Origin of the sequence: Burkholderia sp. Ap-955 (assembly GCF_011753045.1) — a bacterium.
GTDB classification, from domain to species: domain Bacteria; phylum Pseudomonadota; class Gammaproteobacteria; order Burkholderiales; family Burkholderiaceae; genus Burkholderia; species Burkholderia lata_D.
Genome location: NZ_VWWH01000007.1, coordinates 137,885 through 153,839, shown reverse-complemented (window position 1 = coordinate 153,839; position 15,955 = coordinate 137,885). Strand labels below are relative to the sequence as shown.

The following is a 15,955-nucleotide window of genomic DNA, read 5'->3' as shown; positions in this document are numbered from 1 at the left end:
TATTGGCCACTCATGGATTCCGCTCAAAGCAAATCGCCGCCCTGGCATTCCGCCGTCACCCTGATGTGGCGCAGTCATCCCTGGCTGACGCTGGGCACCGTCCTGACGGGCCTCGTCAGCGGCATCGCGTCGATCGTGGGCGTCGGGTTGATCAGCACCGTGCTGCACGACCGCGATGATCGACAGACGCTGTTGCTGATGTTCATCGCCGTGAACGTCATCGCGGTGGTCTGCAGGAGCGGCGCGGCCGTGATGCCCTCCTATGCCTGCATGAAAGTCATGACGAGATTGCGCGTCAACCTGTGCAAAAGGATCCTGGCGACCCCGCTGGATGAAATCGACAGGCGTGGCGCGCCCAATGTCCTGACGATGCTGACACAGGACATTCCGCAGCTGAGCCAGACCCTGCTCACGATACCGACGATCATCGTTCAATCAGTCGTCCTGATCTGCAGCATCGCCTATCTCGCCTATCTCTCCTGGATCGTTTTCGCGTCGACGATCATCCTGACGATCGTCGGCCTGGTGCTTTACCTGTTCTTCTATCGAAAGGCGGTCAATTTCACGGAGCGGGTTCGCGATGAATTCGTCCAGTTCAACGAATACACCCATGGCCTCGTGTTCGGAATCAAGGAGCTCAAGCTCAACCGGGCCAGGCGGCGCTGGTTTACCCGGGCCGCGATCGAATTGTCATCGAAGCGCGTGGCGGGGTTCAATTACATCGAACGCTTCTGGTTCATGAGCGGCGACAGCATCGGCCAGATCACCGTTGCGGTCCTGCTCGGATTCCTGCTGTTCGGCGTACCTTCGCTCGGCGTCGTCGATCCCTCCGTCCTCACGGCGAGCATTCTGGCCGTGCTCTACATGCTGGGGCCCTTGACCATGCTGATCAATATCCTGCCGGTGGTGGCCGAAGGCAAGACCGCGCTCGCCCGGCTGGCGGAATTCGGCTTTCTGATCGACGACACGCAGGCTTCACACGAGGAACCGCTCGCTCCGGGCAAGGTGGAATCCCCGTCGGCGAAGTCATGGAAGGTCATCGAGTTGAAAGCGGTGACGATGAACTACCGTGACGACGCGTCGTCGGTCGACTTCGTGCTCGGCCCCATCGACATGACGATTCATGCCGGCGAACTCGTCTATGTGATCGGCGGAAACGGCAGCGGCAAGAGCACGTTGGGCAAGGTCCTCAGCGGCCTCTATGCGCCTACCGGCGGAACGATTTCCCTCGACGGAAAAGTCATCGACGACGATGCCAGGGAGCAGTACCGAAACCTGTTTTCCGCCGTCTTCACCGATTTCCACTTGTTCAACCGGATCATCGGACCGGATCGGGGCAATGAAAGCATCGAGCTTGCCCGGAAATACCTCGACACGCTGAAACTGGCCGACAAGATCGAGATTTCCGGCCGGACCTACTCGACCACCCGGGCTTTGTCGACAGGGCAACGCAAGCGACTGGCGCTGCTGTGCGCGTACATCGAGGATCGTCCGATTTATATCCTGGACGAATGGGCCGCCGACCAGGATCCGGTCTTCAAGCGATTTTTCTATGAAGTGCTGGTTCCCGACCTGAAATCCCGCGGGAAATGCGTCGTCATCATTACCCACGACGATCAGTACTTCAAGCTGGCGGATCGGGTCATTCGCCTGGATAGCGGCCGCATCTTCTCCGATACGGCCCTGTGTGCCGTCCGGGCCGAGGCTGCCGGATGAGCCGCGATCCGGATGCGGACAAGGTGCGCGCCGTCTGTCGCGGGCGGGCGGAACGGTCGTCGTGCGCCGTACCGGATTCGACGACCGGCGAGGCTTCGGCTGTCCCGGCAATCCGTTACAGACGCGTACGCAGGCGGGTGTTTAAATCATGTCGGCATTCATGCGCACACGCGCAGCTTCAACGTCTCATCAGGAATCCCTTCATGGAGTTCAGCAGATTGTTCGCACACGTCGGCGAAGCGATCTCGAGCAGCGGGAGCCGACGCTTTCCCCGCATGATGTACAACCTGATCGCCGCGGCGGTCCCCGTCGACGAGATCCGCATTTCGGAGCTTGCGGTCGACGACGCGCCTGACGGCGATCCCGCGGTGCGCAGCCTCGGCGCGGTCGGCGCGGCGCTCGCGAAGGCCGGCGCGGCCGCTGCGTGTTACGGGCCGCAGATGCCGCCGCGCCCGGGCGCGCGCCCCCTGCACGTCGACGACACGCTCGCCGGCCACGACCCGATCCACGCGCAGCTCGACCGCTTCATCCTCATGCAGGCGGCGGTCGTGTCGCCGCGTTACGCGCAATTCCACCTCGTGACCTGCAAGCGGGGCCACTGTTATGTGATCTCGTTGTATCGCACGTGTACGTTCGACGATTTCTCGTCGCAGGAGCGGACCTTCCTCAAGGAACTCTCGCACGTGCTGTTTCCGATCGTCGAGAGCCATGTCGCGGCGCTCGATTCGGCTCCACCGGCCGCCCGTGTGACCATCGCCGCGCCGCCGGCGACGCAATCGGGCCGGGAGCGCGTGGCGCGGCGGTTCGCCGAGCGTCTGCAGCAAGCCGGCGTCAAGCTGTCGACGCGCGAGATCGAGGCATGCACGGCGCTGCTGGCCGGCGACACGGTGCCCGCCATCGCCATGCGTTTCGCGCTGCGCGAAAGCACCGTCGAGACCTACCTGAAGCGGGCCGCCGTCAAGCTGGGCTTCAGCGGGCGTCATGGCCTGACGCGCTGGATGCTCGACGAGACGGCCGGGGCCGCGACGGAAGCAGGCAGGGACGGCATGAGAAGCATGCGGCGCGACTACGCGTCGCCGCGCATCGGAACCTGAGGGCCTGCGGCCCGAACACGCACGCCCAGCGGCACGGCGTGCGTCAGATGCGGCACGCCAAGCACTTCAGCGCGCGCGACGCCGACGCAGGCGACGCGCGAAACACCATGGGTCGGCTGCCGCCGGCCGCCCCCTCGCATCGCACGCCGGCAATCCGGCCGGCAGCACAACCCGCGCTGCCGCACCCGGCGACATCATCGTCATCGCTCGCGACGACGCGCGCCGGCGCGGGCACGCGCGGCCGCCATCCCGGCACGCCGGCGGTGTGTCGGCGTCACGCCGCCGACGCGCGCGGTACGGAATCGTCGATCATCCATTTCGTGAGCCCGTGCCGGCCGCTGATGCCGAGCTTCACCGCGGCGCGCTTGATGTACGTCTCGATCGTGCTCTCCTTCACACCGAGCTCGCCGGCCATTTCGCGCAGCATCTTGCCCGCGAGCAGGCCGAGGCACACTTCGTTTTCACGCGCCGACAGCACGACCCTCGCGCGCGCGAGCCGCGATTCGAACTCGTGGCGCAGCGCCTCGACGCCGGGCAGGCCTGCCGTCGCACCGGGCGCCGTCGCGCATTCAAGCTCGCCGTGCCGACGCGTCGACGCATGCCACTCGACGAGCGGCAGCAGCGTATCGGCGAAATTCTTCAGGAACGACATCTCCTGCAGCGAGAAGTCGCGATGCGATGCCGTGCGATGCAGCGAGATCACGTAGCGGCGATTCGCCTTGCCCGACACGAGATGGCACTGAAATCCGCCGCCCGGCCCGCGCGGCGGCGCGACTTCGCCGCCATTGCCGCGCCGCATCAGCGGATTGATATGAATGAGTTGCCGGTCGCAGGCCGCCAGGATCCGGTTCAACGGCGGATGCGCCGCCGGTTCCCGCTCGCATTGCGCGGCCGGCGCGCCACGCCCGTTGTCGCCCGGCGCGCCGAACGCGCCGAGCGATTGCACGCGAACGACTTCGCCCGCCGGCTCGTCGAGCGTCCATTCAGTCATCCGGGTGATCGCGAGCGGAATCGATTCGACCAGCAATGCATGCATGTCGGATGCGAACCGCTCACTGCCGGCGCTCGAAATAACCTTCCCGAGCTTCGCGAACATCTGACTCTCCTTGTTGTACGTGCTTGAGGACGCGGCGCGACGCCAGCGCGGGCGAGCCGGCACGGTGTGCGCGGCGCGCGTCGGGTCGCACTGCGTCGCGCGCGTTCTCAGGCGGGTAACGCGCCGCCGCCAGCGCGCGCCGATGCGCCCGGCTCACGCGAAACGACGGCGCGCCGTTCCCGGTTCAGCCCGATGCGAGATCGCGTGCGGGCACGGGGGCGGCGGCCGCGTTCCACTCGACGGCCGGCTGCGATTCGCTCGACGGATCGGCGACCCGTTCGCGAACGCGCCCGCCCACGATCCGGAACACGCCATGCGCGTGCGAACGATCTGCAGGCGCGGCGAGCACCGCCTCGTCACCGACGATCGAACCGGCCGATGACGAGCGTGAAACAGGCACGATGTTTCCCCCGTATCGGACAGCGCGAGGCGGTCGACGCCGCCTTGATGGACGTTCATGACGGGCGAAGCCGCACGAGGCCGAAACGTCCATTTCAGTTGATGCGCGTTGCCGGATGAAAACGCGCCGCCGCCGGACGTGCTGAATACCTGAATCGGAAACCCAGCCGCCGGCACGAAGCGAGCGCGTTCCCGGCGAATTCAACGAAAAATCGCGATCAAAAAGCGAAACGATTCTTTCCATTGAATTTGATCCATGTATATCCCAGCCGCGTATGATAGCGACGATTCAAGACATTTGCAGTTTCCGCGACATCTATTTTTTTAAATCACATCGCTTGCGAACCGGATATCAATCGATCTGCGATCCGCTTATTAGCATTATTATTAATACACGGATAAATCGACATCCGTTTACCACGAACTTTTGTAATAATCCCCCAAGCGGCGCATACCACGAATTTCTGCCCGGGAGCCGCATTCGAGAGAGAAATTGTCGGATTTCACCATACCCTCCGCTCACCGACCTGGCTCCAAGTATTATTTTCCGGACGTTATTTCGATTCACTCAACAATCGATTCAATATGCGCGACGGCAAAGCATAATTTCCGTTCCCGGCCCATGGCTGCGTGCCGCCGAGACCGGCGTTGCAAAATATCCACAAAGGGCGAAGCCATTTCTCGTCACAAAATTTCCATATTAAATGACTCGGAATTCGTCAACTCCATCGCTTGTCACCCGATAGATAAATTGCTACGCTTTCGACCGAAATATACGACGCAACATCAATCAACCTTGAACTGCGGCCGGGTTTATTTAAAAAATCGAAACATGAAATTAATATTCACGTGAAATCATCTTTTATCGATCGTCGCGGCTAGCGCTTCGCCACACGCGATTCCGTCGAATCTCCCTATCTGCTTGCCGACAGAACAGGCCGACGGCCAATTGAAGCAATCGCCCGGCGATTTTTCGATTTCCTTTTAGACGTCCGTGGTGATGCGCGGCCGCACATTGCCGCACGCGCCGTCTTTTTCAATCCTCGCCCATTCACGCGCAACGCTTCCCGCGCGTCGCACCTGCTCGAATTGCCACACGAGTCTCAACGCGTCATTTGTCGTCTTTCCAATCTGCAAAACAATTCCGAAAAATTGGAGCACACCATGAGTCACGACTTCAGAGACGAACCTGCGCCGCGTCGCGCCTTCCTGGCCGACATGGCGAAGCTCGCGGCGGCCGGCATCGTCACCGGCTGGACACCGCTGTACCAGATTGCGGCGCACGCACGGACGGCCGGCGAGACACCGCCCGGCTTCCCGGCCGACATCCCGCTTTACAAGCAGGCGTTTCAGAACTGGAGCGGCGAGATCGCCGTGCAGGACGTATGGACCGCCGCGCCGCGCTCCGCCGACGACGTCGTCGCCACCGTCAACTGGGCACGCGCAAACGGCTACCGGATACGCCCGCGCGGCTACATGCACAACTGGTCGCCGCTGACGCTGGACCCGGGCGCCGGCGCCGCGAACCTCGTGCTGCTCGATACGACGAAGTCGCTGACGGCCGTCTCCGTCGACACGTCGGCGCGTCCGGCGCGCGTCACCGCCCAAACGGGCGTTTCGCTGGAATCGTTGCTCGCGACGCTCGAGCCGTATGGCCTCGGCGTGATTGCCGCGCCGGCACCGGGCGACATCACGCTCGGCGGCGCGCTTGCGATCGATGCACACGGCACCGCCGTGCCGGCGGCCGGTGAAACCTTGCAGCCGGGCCATACCTGGGGCTCGCTGAGCAATCTCGTGGTCGCGCTCACCGCGGTCGTGTTCGATCCGGCCCGGCAGCAATACGTGCTGCGCCGGTTCGAGCGCAGCGATCCCGAGATCGGCGCGTTCCTCGCGCACATCGGGCGGGCGTTCGTCGTCGAAGTCACGCTGACGGCAGGCCCGAACCAGCGGCTACGCTGCCAGAGCTACGTCGATATTCCGGCATCCGAACTGTTTGCCGCGGCCGGCACGACAGGCCGCACGATCGCGTCGTTTCTCGAAAGCTCCGGCCGGGTGGAAGCCATCTGGTTCCCGTTCACGACCAAGCCGTGGCTCAAGGTCTGGACGCCGACGCCCAGCAAGCCGTTCCTGTCGCGCGCCGTCACGCAGCCGTACAACTATCCGTTCTCCGATTCGATCTCGCAGACCATCTCGGATCTCGTCAAGCGGATCGTGATCGGCGGCGAAGGCGCATTGACGCCGCTGTTCGGCCAGACGCAGTTGGCCATCACGACGGCCGGTCTCGCACTCACGCTCAGCGGGGACATCTGGGGCTGGTCGCGCACCGTGCTGCAGTACATTCGACCGACGACGCTGCGCGTCACCGCGAACGGCTACGCGATACTGGCGCGGCGCGCCGACGTGCAGCGCGTGATCAGCGAATTCGTGCAGTTCTATCAGAACCGCGTCGACGCGTACAAGGCGCGCGGCGAGTATCCGATGAACGGTCCCGTCGAGATCCGGGTCACCGGGCTCGACAAGCCGGCCGATGCCGGCGCGGGCGCGGTCGTGCCCGCGTTGTCCGCGCTCAAGCCGCGCCCCGACCGGCCGGAATGGGATACCGCCGTGTGGTTCGACATCCTGACGTTGCCGGGCACGCCGGCCGCCGATCGCTTCTATCGCGAGATCGAGCAATGGATGCTCGCGAACTACACCGGCTCGTATGCGACGGTGCGCCCGGAATGGTCGAAGGGCTGGGCCTATACCGACACGGCCGCCTGGCAGGACGATACGATGCTTACCACCACGATTCCGAACCTGCATCGTGAAGGCCAGCCGCCGTCGAGCAGCTGGGATACGGCGCGCGCGACCCTCGAACGCTACGACCCGCACCGGATCTTCCGGTCGCCGCTGCTCGACCGGCTGATGCCGTAGCGATCCCGGCGCAAGCCGGCTGCCATGGAACGGATGACGATGCGCGAACCGTGCAGGTTCAGGGTCATTCAGGACGTGACGGACGGCAGCGCGAGGCCGAAGGCCCCCCACGCCGCCTGCCGCAGGCAGTACCGCAGGTGGACGGTCATGGGCCGTCCTTGCCGCCGGACTCGAGCAGCAGGTACTCGCCGTCGTCCGCGCGGCCGGCGCCGATCTCGACGAAGCCGCACGCGGCATAGAACGCCAGCGCCGGCGTGTTGGCGCGCAGGCACTTGAGCCGGTAAGGTGTGGCCGGCCAGCCCGGCAGCGCGCGCAGCAGCGCCCGGCCGACGCCGCTCCGGTGATGCGGCCGGTACACGTGCAGGTGATGAATGAAATGGTCGGGCTCCCAGACCGACACGAAGCCGGCGAGTCGCCCGCCTTCGTCCTCGGCGACCCTCAGCCGCTCGCCTTCCGTCTGGGCCGCGAAGTCGGCCAGCTGGAACTCGCCGGCCGGCAGCCAGACGAAGGTCTCGCGGCGCGAGCGCAGGAACAGCTCGCACAGGGCGGGCGTATCGGCGGCCACGGCGTCACGTACGATGATCTTCATGATTCGCTTGCTCCGCGCGTTCGACGGCGGGCACTTCTATCTATTGGAAAACCCGGCCGTCGTTCAGCATGCGATCGGCGAGGCGTTGGCTGATGCGGTGCGATGCGACATCGCCGAGGCGTCGGCCAGCCCGTGCCGCTGACATCGACGCGCGCGGCGATGCCGGCAGTCGCGCGGGCGCCCGGGCGGCCAGTCGCCACGACGCATGCATCACGCGGCGCCGTCGCGCCCCTTCGGAAACACGCCGTGGCTCATCGCGTCGAGCTGCCGGCCGATCTCGGCGCGCAATTCGGCGGATATCTCGAGGCTGTCGAGCAGTTTCGAAATCCACAGCCCGTCGGCGGCGAGCCGGCAGATCATCAGCGTCGCGGCCTGCTCGAGCGGCACGGGGTCGGGCCGCGTCCATTCCCGCATCGGCACCGACCAGCGCGCGCGCGTGTCCTGGTCGGTAATCATCGACGCGACCAGCACGCGCAGCACATCGGTACTCGCGACCGAATGCGACTCGTCGAGCACCGCGTGCATGTAGGCCCGCGCCACCGCGCCGGCGCCACCCGCATCTGCCGCCACCCGCGCGGCCATCTGCGCGGCGAACCGCTCGGTCGCCTGGCCGAACAGCGCATCCAGCAGCCCCTGCTTGTTCGCGAAGTGATACTGCAGCGCGCCTTTCGTCACGCCGGCACGCTCGGCCACCGCATCGAGCGTCAACGCGGCCACGCCGTGATGTGTCGCGATTTCCGACGCAGCCGCCAGCAACTGCGCACGCACCTGATCAGGCGCTTTTTTTCGACGCACGCCGGCGGTGGGAGCAGTTGGCGCCGATGACGCTTCAGGCGCCCGTGCACCGGCCGTTCCAGCCGGTTCGACGGGCGCGGACGCATCGTGCGGCGCGGGTTCGAGGTGTTTTTTCATGGAGCGGATGGTAGCACCCGGCGTCTCGATATAAACATTCCGGCCGGATGGTATGATCCGCCGCATGACTACACCGACCTCCTCCCCCTGGTCCGCGCTCGACACCGCCATCGCCCGTGGACGCGACGCCCTCGTGCGTCTCCAGCAGCCCGACGGCAGCTGGTGTTTCGAACTCGAATCCGATGCGACGATCACCGCGGAATACATCCTGATGATGCATTTCATGGACAAGATCGACGACGTGCGCCAGGAGAAGATGGCGCGCTACCTGCGCGCGATCCAGCGGCTCGACACGCACGGCGCATGGGATCTGTACGTCGACGGCGCGCCGGACGTGTCGTGCAGCGTGAAGGCGTACTTCGCGCTGAAGGCGGCCGGCGACAGCGAACAGGCGCCGCACATGGTCCGCGCGCGCGACGCGATCCTGAAGCTCGGCGGCGCGGCCCGCGCGAACGTGTTCACGCGGATCCTGCTCGCGACGTTCGGCCAGGTGCCGTGGCGCGCGACGCCGTTCATGCCGATCGAATTCGTGCTGTTCCCGAAGTGGGTGCCGATCTCGATGTACAAGGTCGCGTACTGGGCGCGCACGACGATGGTGCCGCTGCTCGTGCTGTGCTCGCTGAAGGCGCGCGCACGCAATCCGCGCAACATCTCGATCCGCGAGCTGTTCGTCACGCCGCCGGACGAGGAACGCCAGTACTTCCCGCCCGCGCGCGGCATGCGCAGGCTGTTCCTCGCGCTCGACCGCACCGTGCGCCATGTCGAGCCGCTGTTGCCGAAGCGCCTGCGGCAGCGCGCGATCCGCCATGCCGAGGCGTGGTGCGCGGAGCGCATGAACGGCGAGGACGGGCTCGGCGGCATTTTCCCGCCGATCGTGTATGCCAACCAGATGATGCAGGTGCTCGGCTACCCGGACGACCATCCGCTGCGGCGCGATTGCGACAACGCGCTGGAGAAGCTGCTGGTTACGCGGCCGGACGGCAGCATGTACTGCCAGCCGTGCCTGTCGCCGGTGTGGGATACCGCGTGGAGCACGATGGCGCTCGAGCAGGCGCGCGGCGTGGCGGTGGCGGAAGACGGCGAGCCGGGCGACGCACGGCGCGCACTCGACGAACGCATCGCACGCGCGTACGACTGGCTGGCCGAACGCCAGGTGAACGACCTGCGCGGCGACTGGATCGAGAACGCGCCGGCCGATGTCCAGCCGGGCGGATGGGCGTTCCAGTACGCGAACCCGTACTACCCCGACATCGACGATACGGCGGTCGTCACCGCGATGCTCGATCGCCGCGGCCGCACGCATGCCAACGCGGACGGCACGAACCCGTATGCGTCGCGCGTCGCGCGCGCGCTCGACTGGATGCGCGGGCTGCAATCGCGCAACGGCGGCTTCGCGGCATTCGACGCCGACTGCGACCGCATGTACCTGAACGCGATCCCGTTCGCCGACCACGGCGCGCTGCTCGATCCGCCGACCGAGGATGTGTCGGGCCGCGTGCTGCTGTGCTTCGGCGTGACGAAACGCGCGGACGAACGCGCATCGGTCGCGCGCTGCATCGACTACGTGAAGCGCACGCAACAGCCCGACGGCAGCTGGTGGGGCCGCTGGGGCACGAACTACATCTACGGTACGTGGAGCGTGCTGGCCGGCCTCGCGCTCGCCGGCGAGGACAAGTCGCAGCCGTATATCGCACGCGCGATCGAATGGCTGCGCTCGCGGCAGCACGCGGACGGCGGCTGGGGCGAGACGAACGACAGCTACATCGACCCGAAGCTGGGCGGCACCAATGGCGGCGAGAGCACGTCGAATTTCACCGCGTGGGCGCTGCTCGCGCAGATGGCATTCGGCGACTGCGAATCCGATTCGGTGAAGCGCGGCATCGCGTATCTGCTGTCGGTCCAGCAGGAAGACGGCTTCTGGTGGCACCGCTCGCACAATGCGCCGGGCTTTCCGCGCATCTTCTACCTGAAGTATCACGGCTATACCGCGTACTTCCCGCTGTGGGCGCTCGCGCGCTATCGGAGACTGGCGGGTGCGGCGGCGGCGCGGGAGGCGGCCGCTCACAGTGAGACGGCTGTCAAGGCAGCGGACTCCGTTGTCGCCTGAGCGGTAACGTGACGGCGCAAGGCCGTCACACGAAGCCCTCTTCGACCAGCGTGCAGCCGTGCGCCGTGATCTCGTGCCGCTGGCCCGAGCCGCCGACCACGCGGCTCCAGCTCTTCGACACGAGCGCGGCCGCGGCGCCGTCGGCGTGCAGCGCGTAGCCGAACCCGCCGTACATGCCCGGCACCCCGAACCATACGCTGTCGGCCTGCGCGTCGAGTTCAAGCAGCGGTTCGAGTTCGGGCAGGCGCAGCGCGTCGACGCGCAGGTGTGCGATGCGGCCGAGCATCATCTCGTGGAAGTGGCGCTGGATGTCGCGCAGCGTTTCGTCGGGCACGAAGCGTCGCGGCTGCGGCGTCAGCAGATCGATCAGGTGCCGATGCCCGCGCTGCGTGGCGATATCGACCGGGCGCGCGCCGTCTGCATCGCGCAGCATGCGCCACGCGCCGAGCCGCAACAGTTCGACGACGACCGCTTGCGGCGCGCCACCGTAGGCAGCCTGGTGCAGCGGGGTATAAAGCGACTTCCCGCCGAGCCGCGTCGTATTGACGAGCTTGTACTCTTTTGCGATGCAGTCGAGCATCGTCGCCCAGTCGCCCTCGCGCGCCGCGTCGGCCAACGCGTGCCGGCTCGCGACCTGCGCGTCGTCGAGCACATCAGCGCCCGTGATTCCATCCCATGTGATGCCCAACCGTCTTCTCCTTTCGCCTCTCGCGCATCGAGCCGGCGCGTCGTCCGCTCATCATAAGCGTTCATCACGGCCGTGCGTTCGCGACACGAGAAGCCGCGCCGGCAACCGCCAAACCCGCCCGCAAGTATGGAATCATGCGAACGCGCCGTCGGCGCGTTCATTTCACTTCGACGAAGGATGCCAGCCGTGCTCGACATTACCGCCATCACCGATGCCCTCACGCCGAACGGCGAACCCGTGCAATACCGCGTGCCGCCCGAGAAGCTGCTGGCAGGCGACCCGCTGCAGACCCTCACCCCCGGCTTCGCGAGCCCGTGCGGCCGTTTCTCGACCGGCATCTGGGAAAGCACGCCCGGCCGCTGGCGGGTCGCGTACACCGAAGCGGAATACTGCGAGATCCTGGAAGGCACGTCGGTGATCACCGACGAGGAAGGCAACGCGAAAACCCTTCGCGCCGGCCATCGCTTCGTCATTCCGCCGGGCTTTCGCGGCACGTGGGAAGTCGTCCAGCGCACGCGGAAAATCTTCGTCGCCTACGAAGAGCAACCGCCGGAGTAAGCAGCACCGGCCCCGGCGGCGGAAACGTTACCGCCGGCCGTCGAGCGCGCCGAGGATCCCGTATGCGGCCTTCACGCGGTCCTCGTTCGGATAGCTGCGGTTCGCGAGCATCACGATCGCGATCCGCTTCGAGGGGACGAACGCGACATAGGTACTGAAGCCGTTGGTCGAGCCCGTCTTGTTGATCCACGTATCCGCGCTCGGCGCGAGCGGCGGCTTGATCGCGGTGGCCTGTATCCCGTCGCGCAGCATCTTCATCGAGTTGCCTTCGAGCAGCGTCGGCAGCGCGACCGGATACGGGTACTGCTCCCAGATCAGGTCCTGCGTCAGCGGCCCCGCGCGGAAATAGCCGGTGTGCGTGCGTTCGAGCGCGCGCTGCAGGCGCGGCGCGGTTTCGATCAGCCCCATGTTCGCCTGCACGAAGCGCAGCAGGTCGGCCGCCGTGGTCCGCACGCCGTAGGCCGGCTGCCACAGCATGCCGCCCGTCATCCGGATCGGCTTGCCGTCCTGCGTGTAGCCCTGCGCATAGTCAGCCTTGCGTGCGTCGGGCACGTTGATGTACGTGTGCGTCATGCCGAGCGCGGGGAAGAGCCGCTGCTCCATCAGCACCGCGAAATCCTTGTGCATCGCCTTCGCGGTGAGCCACCCGAGCATCCCGATCGCGACGTTCGAGTACGTGCGGATCGTGCCCGGCGCATACGCGGGCCGCCATGCCTCCAGATAGCGAATCAGGCCCGCGTCGTCGCGGATGCTGTCGGGCACCTGCAGCGGCATGCCGCCGGGTGTGTGCGTCCCGAGATTGAGCAGCGTCACGACGCCGAACGGCTTGCCCTGCACCGCGGGCAGGTACCTGGCCGCTGGATCGGCCAGCGACAGTTCGCCGCCCTCCTGCGCATCGGCCGCGAGTGTCGCGGTCAGCGTCTTGCTGACGGAGCCGATTTCGAACAGCGTATCGCCGGTGACGGGCTTGCCGGTTTGCGTCGACATCACGCCGTAGTCGAACACGTAGGGCTTGCCGTCGGCGACGATGCCGATCGCCATGCCGGGAATCGCGTACTGCTTCATCAACGGCGCGATGTGGCGGGTGACGGTGTCGTGGAGGTCGTCCTGTGTGACGGCGGCCGCGCGGCCGGCCGTGGCGGTGGCGCACGCGGCGACGAACAGGGTCGCGGCGAAGCGTGTCGCGTTGAATCGCATGGTTGCGGTTCCTTTGATTTCTGATGGTTGCGTGAACAACGGTTCCGGCCACGCCGTGCGGAAATCGCAGTGGCCGGCCCGCCGAAGCAGGACTATCCGCTGTCGCTCCGACGCCAACAATCGACGATATGTTGCGCGAGCCTAAAGAAAAACTTATGAGATACGCGAAGCACTGCGTTGACCTGATGCCATTCCCGGGCCGCTCCTCGCTTTGCCGGAAAAACCTGCCGGTTTTAACAACATGCAATCCGGCGGCCGAATCGCAACGCATCGAAAATCGGTGAAAAAGAGATAAGTCTTGTCAGATCCGCATACGCAGGCACGCGGCGCGATTGATTCCCCCGCGCGGATCGCAGTAGACTCGCGGAAGCAAAAAATAAGACCATCCTGAGAGAAACAATGAATCGCCATTCGCTGATCGCCTGCTCCCGCGTCATTCGCTGCTGCCCGGTCGCGTGATTTTCACGCAGCGACCGCCCCGCAGCGGGAACACGCCACGCCGCCGCGCCCCACTTGCGCGCCCGTTCGTCGCTTCGCCCGCCAGCCGAAAGAACCGCCAGGGTCCCGCGCGCATGGCCCGCGCACGCCCTGCCTGACCGGAGAGTAACCCCCGTGACCGAAACCGTGGCCGCGTCCGCCTATCGGCCGCGCGATGTCGTCAATGCGCCCGACATCAAGGCGGCCATCGCACGCCGGAGCGCCGAGCGCGGCGATCCGGCCGACATCCGCGCGTGGCTCGGCAACCACTTCTTCCGCTGGGTCGTCGGCGCGTTCGAACAGGCGCAGCCGCTCGATTCGATTGCCGACTACCGCGCACTCGCCGGCGCCGACCGGCCGGCGCCCGACTGGCTCGTGCGCCGGTTCCGTCCGCAACCGGCCTCCGGCGCGGCGGCCGATCCGGCGCCGCTGCCGGCCGTCGAGCCAAAGCCGCTCTACTTCATCGATCCCGAGCACATGCTGCTGACCGACCGCGAGCGCGTGCTGGTCGAATTCCTGCGCTCGCGCGCCGGCACGCGGCTCGCGCAGAAGTTGCAGCGCATCACGTGCGCGATGGCGCTCGACATGTGGGAGCGCGAGCACCAGCGAATGCAGGCCCGTCGCGACAAGGGCTGGGTGCCGAGCAGCGGCCTCGCGCTGCGTGAGGTGCTGCGCACGCCGAACGGGATCGTGTTCGAATTCGTGGGCGATCATGCGGCGCTGCGCGAGGAACTCGCGTACGAGTCGTACTACATGCAGCACTGCCTCGGCCAGTTCGCGGATCGCCGCCGGCTGCGCGGCGGCTATGGCGAACAGTACGCGCAAGCCGCGCAGGAGGGCCGGCTGCGCCTGTTCACGCTGCGCGGCGCGGGCAATCAGCCGCACGTGACGATCAGCCTGCAGGTGACCGGCAACGGCCTGCGCATCGACCAGATCAAGGGCAAGCAGAACCGTCATCCGGTGCGCCGCTATGCCGACGACGTCCGCCAGTTCCTGCGCGCCCTCGCGCCGCGCGGCGAGCGGCATCCCGATTGCGAAGGCATGGGGCTCGTGTTCGAACCGGAAACGAACGGCGCGGCCGGCGGCGAATGGACCTTTGTCACCGACGTGCGCTCGCCCGACCATCTGCTGAGCGTGATGAGCCAGAACTTCCACCTGATCGAGCATTTCCCGCACCCGCCGGCCGTACTGCAATGGCTGCTGCTGCGCAACGCGCCCTATGCGCTCGGCCAGCTTCGGCAAATCGATCCGGCCGTTGCGGCGGCCGCGCGCCACGCATTGCCGGCCGATGCGCTGCCGGCCGCGCAAGCGCCCGGCGGCGCACCGCCGGTAACAAGCGCGTTCGAGATCGAAGGCATCGCGATCGATCCCGCGCTGTGCGCGACGTTCGCGTTGCCTGCGCCGGCAGACGGGAGCGCGCCATGCTGAAATGGCTGATCGGCGCAGCCGCGCTGTGGGTCGTGTGGTACGTGTGGCGGTCGGTCCGGGTCGCCGCGCGGATGGTGCGCGAAGTCGACGCCGACGAGGTCGCGGGCGCCGACGCCGCGGTCACGGTCCGGCAGACCGCCGCCGTCAAGCTCGCCCAATCACTGGCCGACCAGGCGCCGCCGAACCGCCGCCGCTGGTCGCTTGCGCTCGCCGACATCCTGCTGATCCGCAACGGGCTGCGCTGCGATTGCGACGAGCTCGTGTACGCACTGCCCGACGCGCAGCGCAACACGCTCGCCGCCCAGTTGCGACGCGAACTCGACCTGCCGGCCGACCTGCCCGAGTGGCAGGTCGTGCAGCGCGTGCCGGCCATCCTCGCCGGCTGGATACGCGGCGTCGGCCGCTCGCACGAAGGCTTCTACGAACAGCTCGCGGCCGAAGGCCGCGTGCGCGATGCGCTGGCGTTCGATTGCGCGCGCACCGCGTTTCTCGTGCGCTGCATCGCATTGCTTGGCTGGGCGTCCGAACAGCATGCGTGGGTGGTATTGCTGCTCAATGCCCAGCGCGCGCAGGACAGCTTCGACAGCTGGGAGGACTTCGGGCTCGCGTATGCACGCGCGCGCCAGCACTGGCTGCGCGGCAGCGGCCAGGACGGCCCCGCGTCGTCGCGCGCGACGCAGGAAGTGCGCGAGCACCTGCGCAATCCGTCCGGAAACTGGCTTTCGCTGCCGTGGAAGCACTACCGCATCTTCGATCCCCAACCCGTTTCGTCATGACCGCC

Annotated in this window: 14 protein-coding genes; 8 read left to right on the top strand and 6 right to left on the bottom strand. The window is 66.4% G+C overall.

Going from position 1 to position 15,955, the window contains the following annotated elements:
* Positions 1 to 12: 12 nt before the first annotated feature.
* Both F3J15_RS06865 and F3J15_RS06860 read left to right on the top strand, forming a co-directional pair.
* Positions 13 to 1,716: a cyclic peptide export ABC transporter gene (locus F3J15_RS06865; protein WP_166889068.1), complete on the top strand. Its 1,704-nt coding sequence runs from the start codon at positions 13 to 15 to the stop codon at positions 1,714 to 1,716.
* Between the two features lie 203 nt (positions 1,717 to 1,919).
* Entirely contained in the window at positions 1,920 to 2,810 is an 891-nt protein-coding gene (locus tag F3J15_RS06860) for a LuxR C-terminal-related transcriptional regulator (protein ID WP_166889065.1), read from the top strand.
* 274 nt (positions 2,811 to 3,084) lie between these two features.
* Here the strand turns inward: F3J15_RS06860 and F3J15_RS06855 are convergent, their stop codons facing one another.
* Together F3J15_RS06855 and F3J15_RS06850 are read right to left on the bottom strand one after the other, a co-directional pair.
* Complete coding sequence (locus F3J15_RS06855) at positions 3,085 to 3,906, bottom strand: helix-turn-helix transcriptional regulator (protein WP_166889062.1); 822 nt, start codon at positions 3,904 to 3,906, stop codon at positions 3,085 to 3,087.
* Between the two features lie 184 nt (positions 3,907 to 4,090).
* Positions 4,091 to 4,549 (bottom strand): hypothetical protein, encoded by a 459-nt coding sequence (locus F3J15_RS06850; RefSeq protein WP_166889059.1) that lies wholly within the window; start codon positions 4,547 to 4,549, stop codon positions 4,091 to 4,093.
* A 920-nt stretch (positions 4,550 to 5,469) separates the two neighbouring features.
* On the opposite strand from F3J15_RS06850, the gene F3J15_RS06845 reads away from it, so the two are divergent.
* Complete coding sequence (locus tag F3J15_RS06845; protein ID WP_166889056.1) at positions 5,470 to 7,218, top strand: cholesterol oxidase substrate-binding domain-containing protein; 1,749 nt, start codon at positions 5,470 to 5,472, stop codon at positions 7,216 to 7,218.
* Positions 7,219 to 7,363: 145 nt separating this feature from the next.
* On the opposite strand, the gene F3J15_RS06840 is transcribed toward F3J15_RS06845, so the two are convergent.
* The gene (locus F3J15_RS06840; protein WP_166889053.1) at positions 7,364 to 7,807 is read right to left on the bottom strand and encodes a GNAT family N-acetyltransferase; all 444 of its coding nucleotides are present in this window, start codon (positions 7,805 to 7,807) and stop codon (positions 7,364 to 7,366) included.
* On the opposite strand from F3J15_RS06840, the gene F3J15_RS06835 reads away from it, so the two are divergent.
* Positions 7,797 to 7,949: a hypothetical protein gene (locus F3J15_RS06835; protein WP_166888774.1), complete on the top strand. Its 153-nt coding sequence runs from the start codon at positions 7,797 to 7,799 to the stop codon at positions 7,947 to 7,949. The genes F3J15_RS06840 and F3J15_RS06835 overlap by 11 nt on opposite strands.
* Before the next feature lie 68 nt (positions 7,950 to 8,017).
* Here F3J15_RS06835 and F3J15_RS06830 read toward each other — a convergent pair whose 3' ends face one another.
* Positions 8,018 to 8,719 carry a TetR/AcrR family transcriptional regulator gene (locus F3J15_RS06830; protein WP_166889050.1) on the bottom strand — a complete coding sequence of 234 codons (702 nt, stop codon included), beginning with the start codon at positions 8,717 to 8,719 and terminating at the stop codon, positions 8,018 to 8,020.
* Between the two features lie 52 nt (positions 8,720 to 8,771).
* On the opposite strand from F3J15_RS06830, the gene shc reads away from it, so the two are divergent.
* Positions 8,772 to 10,826 carry a squalene--hopene cyclase gene (gene shc, locus F3J15_RS06825; RefSeq protein WP_166889047.1) on the top strand — a complete coding sequence of 685 codons (2,055 nt, stop codon included), beginning with the start codon at positions 8,772 to 8,774 and terminating at the stop codon, positions 10,824 to 10,826.
* A gap of 25 nt (positions 10,827 to 10,851) precedes the next feature.
* On the opposite strand, the gene F3J15_RS06820 is transcribed toward shc, so the two are convergent.
* Entirely contained in the window at positions 10,852 to 11,514 is a 663-nt protein-coding gene (locus tag F3J15_RS06820; RefSeq protein ID WP_166889044.1) for an ankyrin repeat domain-containing protein, read from the bottom strand.
* Positions 11,515 to 11,691: 177 nt separating this feature from the next.
* Between F3J15_RS06820 and F3J15_RS06815 the strand changes: the two genes are divergently transcribed.
* The gene (locus tag F3J15_RS06815) at positions 11,692 to 12,072 is read left to right on the top strand and encodes a cupin domain-containing protein (protein WP_166889041.1); all 381 of its coding nucleotides are present in this window, start codon (positions 11,692 to 11,694) and stop codon (positions 12,070 to 12,072) included.
* Between the two features lie 27 nt (positions 12,073 to 12,099).
* On the opposite strand, the gene ampC is transcribed toward F3J15_RS06815, so the two are convergent.
* Positions 12,100 to 13,269: a class C beta-lactamase gene (ampC, locus tag F3J15_RS06810; RefSeq protein WP_089486875.1), complete on the bottom strand. Its 1,170-nt coding sequence runs from the start codon at positions 13,267 to 13,269 to the stop codon at positions 12,100 to 12,102.
* A 612-nt stretch (positions 13,270 to 13,881) separates the two neighbouring features.
* On the opposite strand from ampC, the gene F3J15_RS06805 reads away from it, so the two are divergent.
* Together F3J15_RS06805 and F3J15_RS06800 are read left to right on the top strand one after the other, a co-directional pair.
* Complete coding sequence (locus F3J15_RS06805) at positions 13,882 to 15,174, top strand: hypothetical protein (protein WP_166889038.1); 1,293 nt, start codon at positions 13,882 to 13,884, stop codon at positions 15,172 to 15,174.
* Positions 15,168 to 15,950, top strand: coding sequence for a DUF1266 domain-containing protein (locus tag F3J15_RS06800; RefSeq protein WP_166889035.1), 783 nt, complete (start codon positions 15,168 to 15,170; stop codon positions 15,948 to 15,950). Before F3J15_RS06805 ends, F3J15_RS06800 begins: the two co-directional genes overlap by 7 nt.
* The last annotated feature ends 5 nt before the right edge of the window (positions 15,951 to 15,955 follow it).

Coding starts and splice junctions, on each gene's coding strand:
- F3J15_RS06865 (WP_166889068.1), top strand. CDS start 13: ATGGATTCCGCTCAAAGCAAATCGCCGCCCTGGCATTCCGCCGTCACC.
- F3J15_RS06860 (WP_166889065.1), top strand. CDS start 1,920: ATGGAGTTCAGCAGATTGTTCGCACACGTCGGCGAAGCGATCTCGAGC.
- F3J15_RS06855 (WP_166889062.1), bottom strand. CDS start 3,906: ATGTTCGCGAAGCTCGGGAAGGTTATTTCGAGCGCCGGCAGTGAGCGG.
- F3J15_RS06850 (WP_166889059.1), bottom strand. CDS start 4,549: ATGGAAAGAATCGTTTCGCTTTTTGATCGCGATTTTTCGTTGAATTCG.
- F3J15_RS06845 (WP_166889056.1), top strand. CDS start 5,470: ATGAGTCACGACTTCAGAGACGAACCTGCGCCGCGTCGCGCCTTCCTG.
- F3J15_RS06835 (WP_166888774.1), top strand. CDS start 7,797: ATGATCTTCATGATTCGCTTGCTCCGCGCGTTCGACGGCGGGCACTTC.
- F3J15_RS06840 (WP_166889053.1), bottom strand. CDS start 7,807: ATGAAGATCATCGTACGTGACGCCGTGGCCGCCGATACGCCCGCCCTG.
- F3J15_RS06830 (WP_166889050.1), bottom strand. CDS start 8,719: ATGAAAAAACACCTCGAACCCGCGCCGCACGATGCGTCCGCGCCCGTC.
- shc (WP_166889047.1), top strand. CDS start 8,772: ATGATCCGCCGCATGACTACACCGACCTCCTCCCCCTGGTCCGCGCTC.
- F3J15_RS06815 (WP_166889041.1), top strand. CDS start 11,692: ATGCCAGCCGTGCTCGACATTACCGCCATCACCGATGCCCTCACGCCG.
- ampC (WP_089486875.1), bottom strand. CDS start 13,269: ATGCGATTCAACGCGACACGCTTCGCCGCGACCCTGTTCGTCGCCGCG.
- F3J15_RS06800 (WP_166889035.1), top strand. CDS start 15,168: ATGCTGAAATGGCTGATCGGCGCAGCCGCGCTGTGGGTCGTGTGGTAC.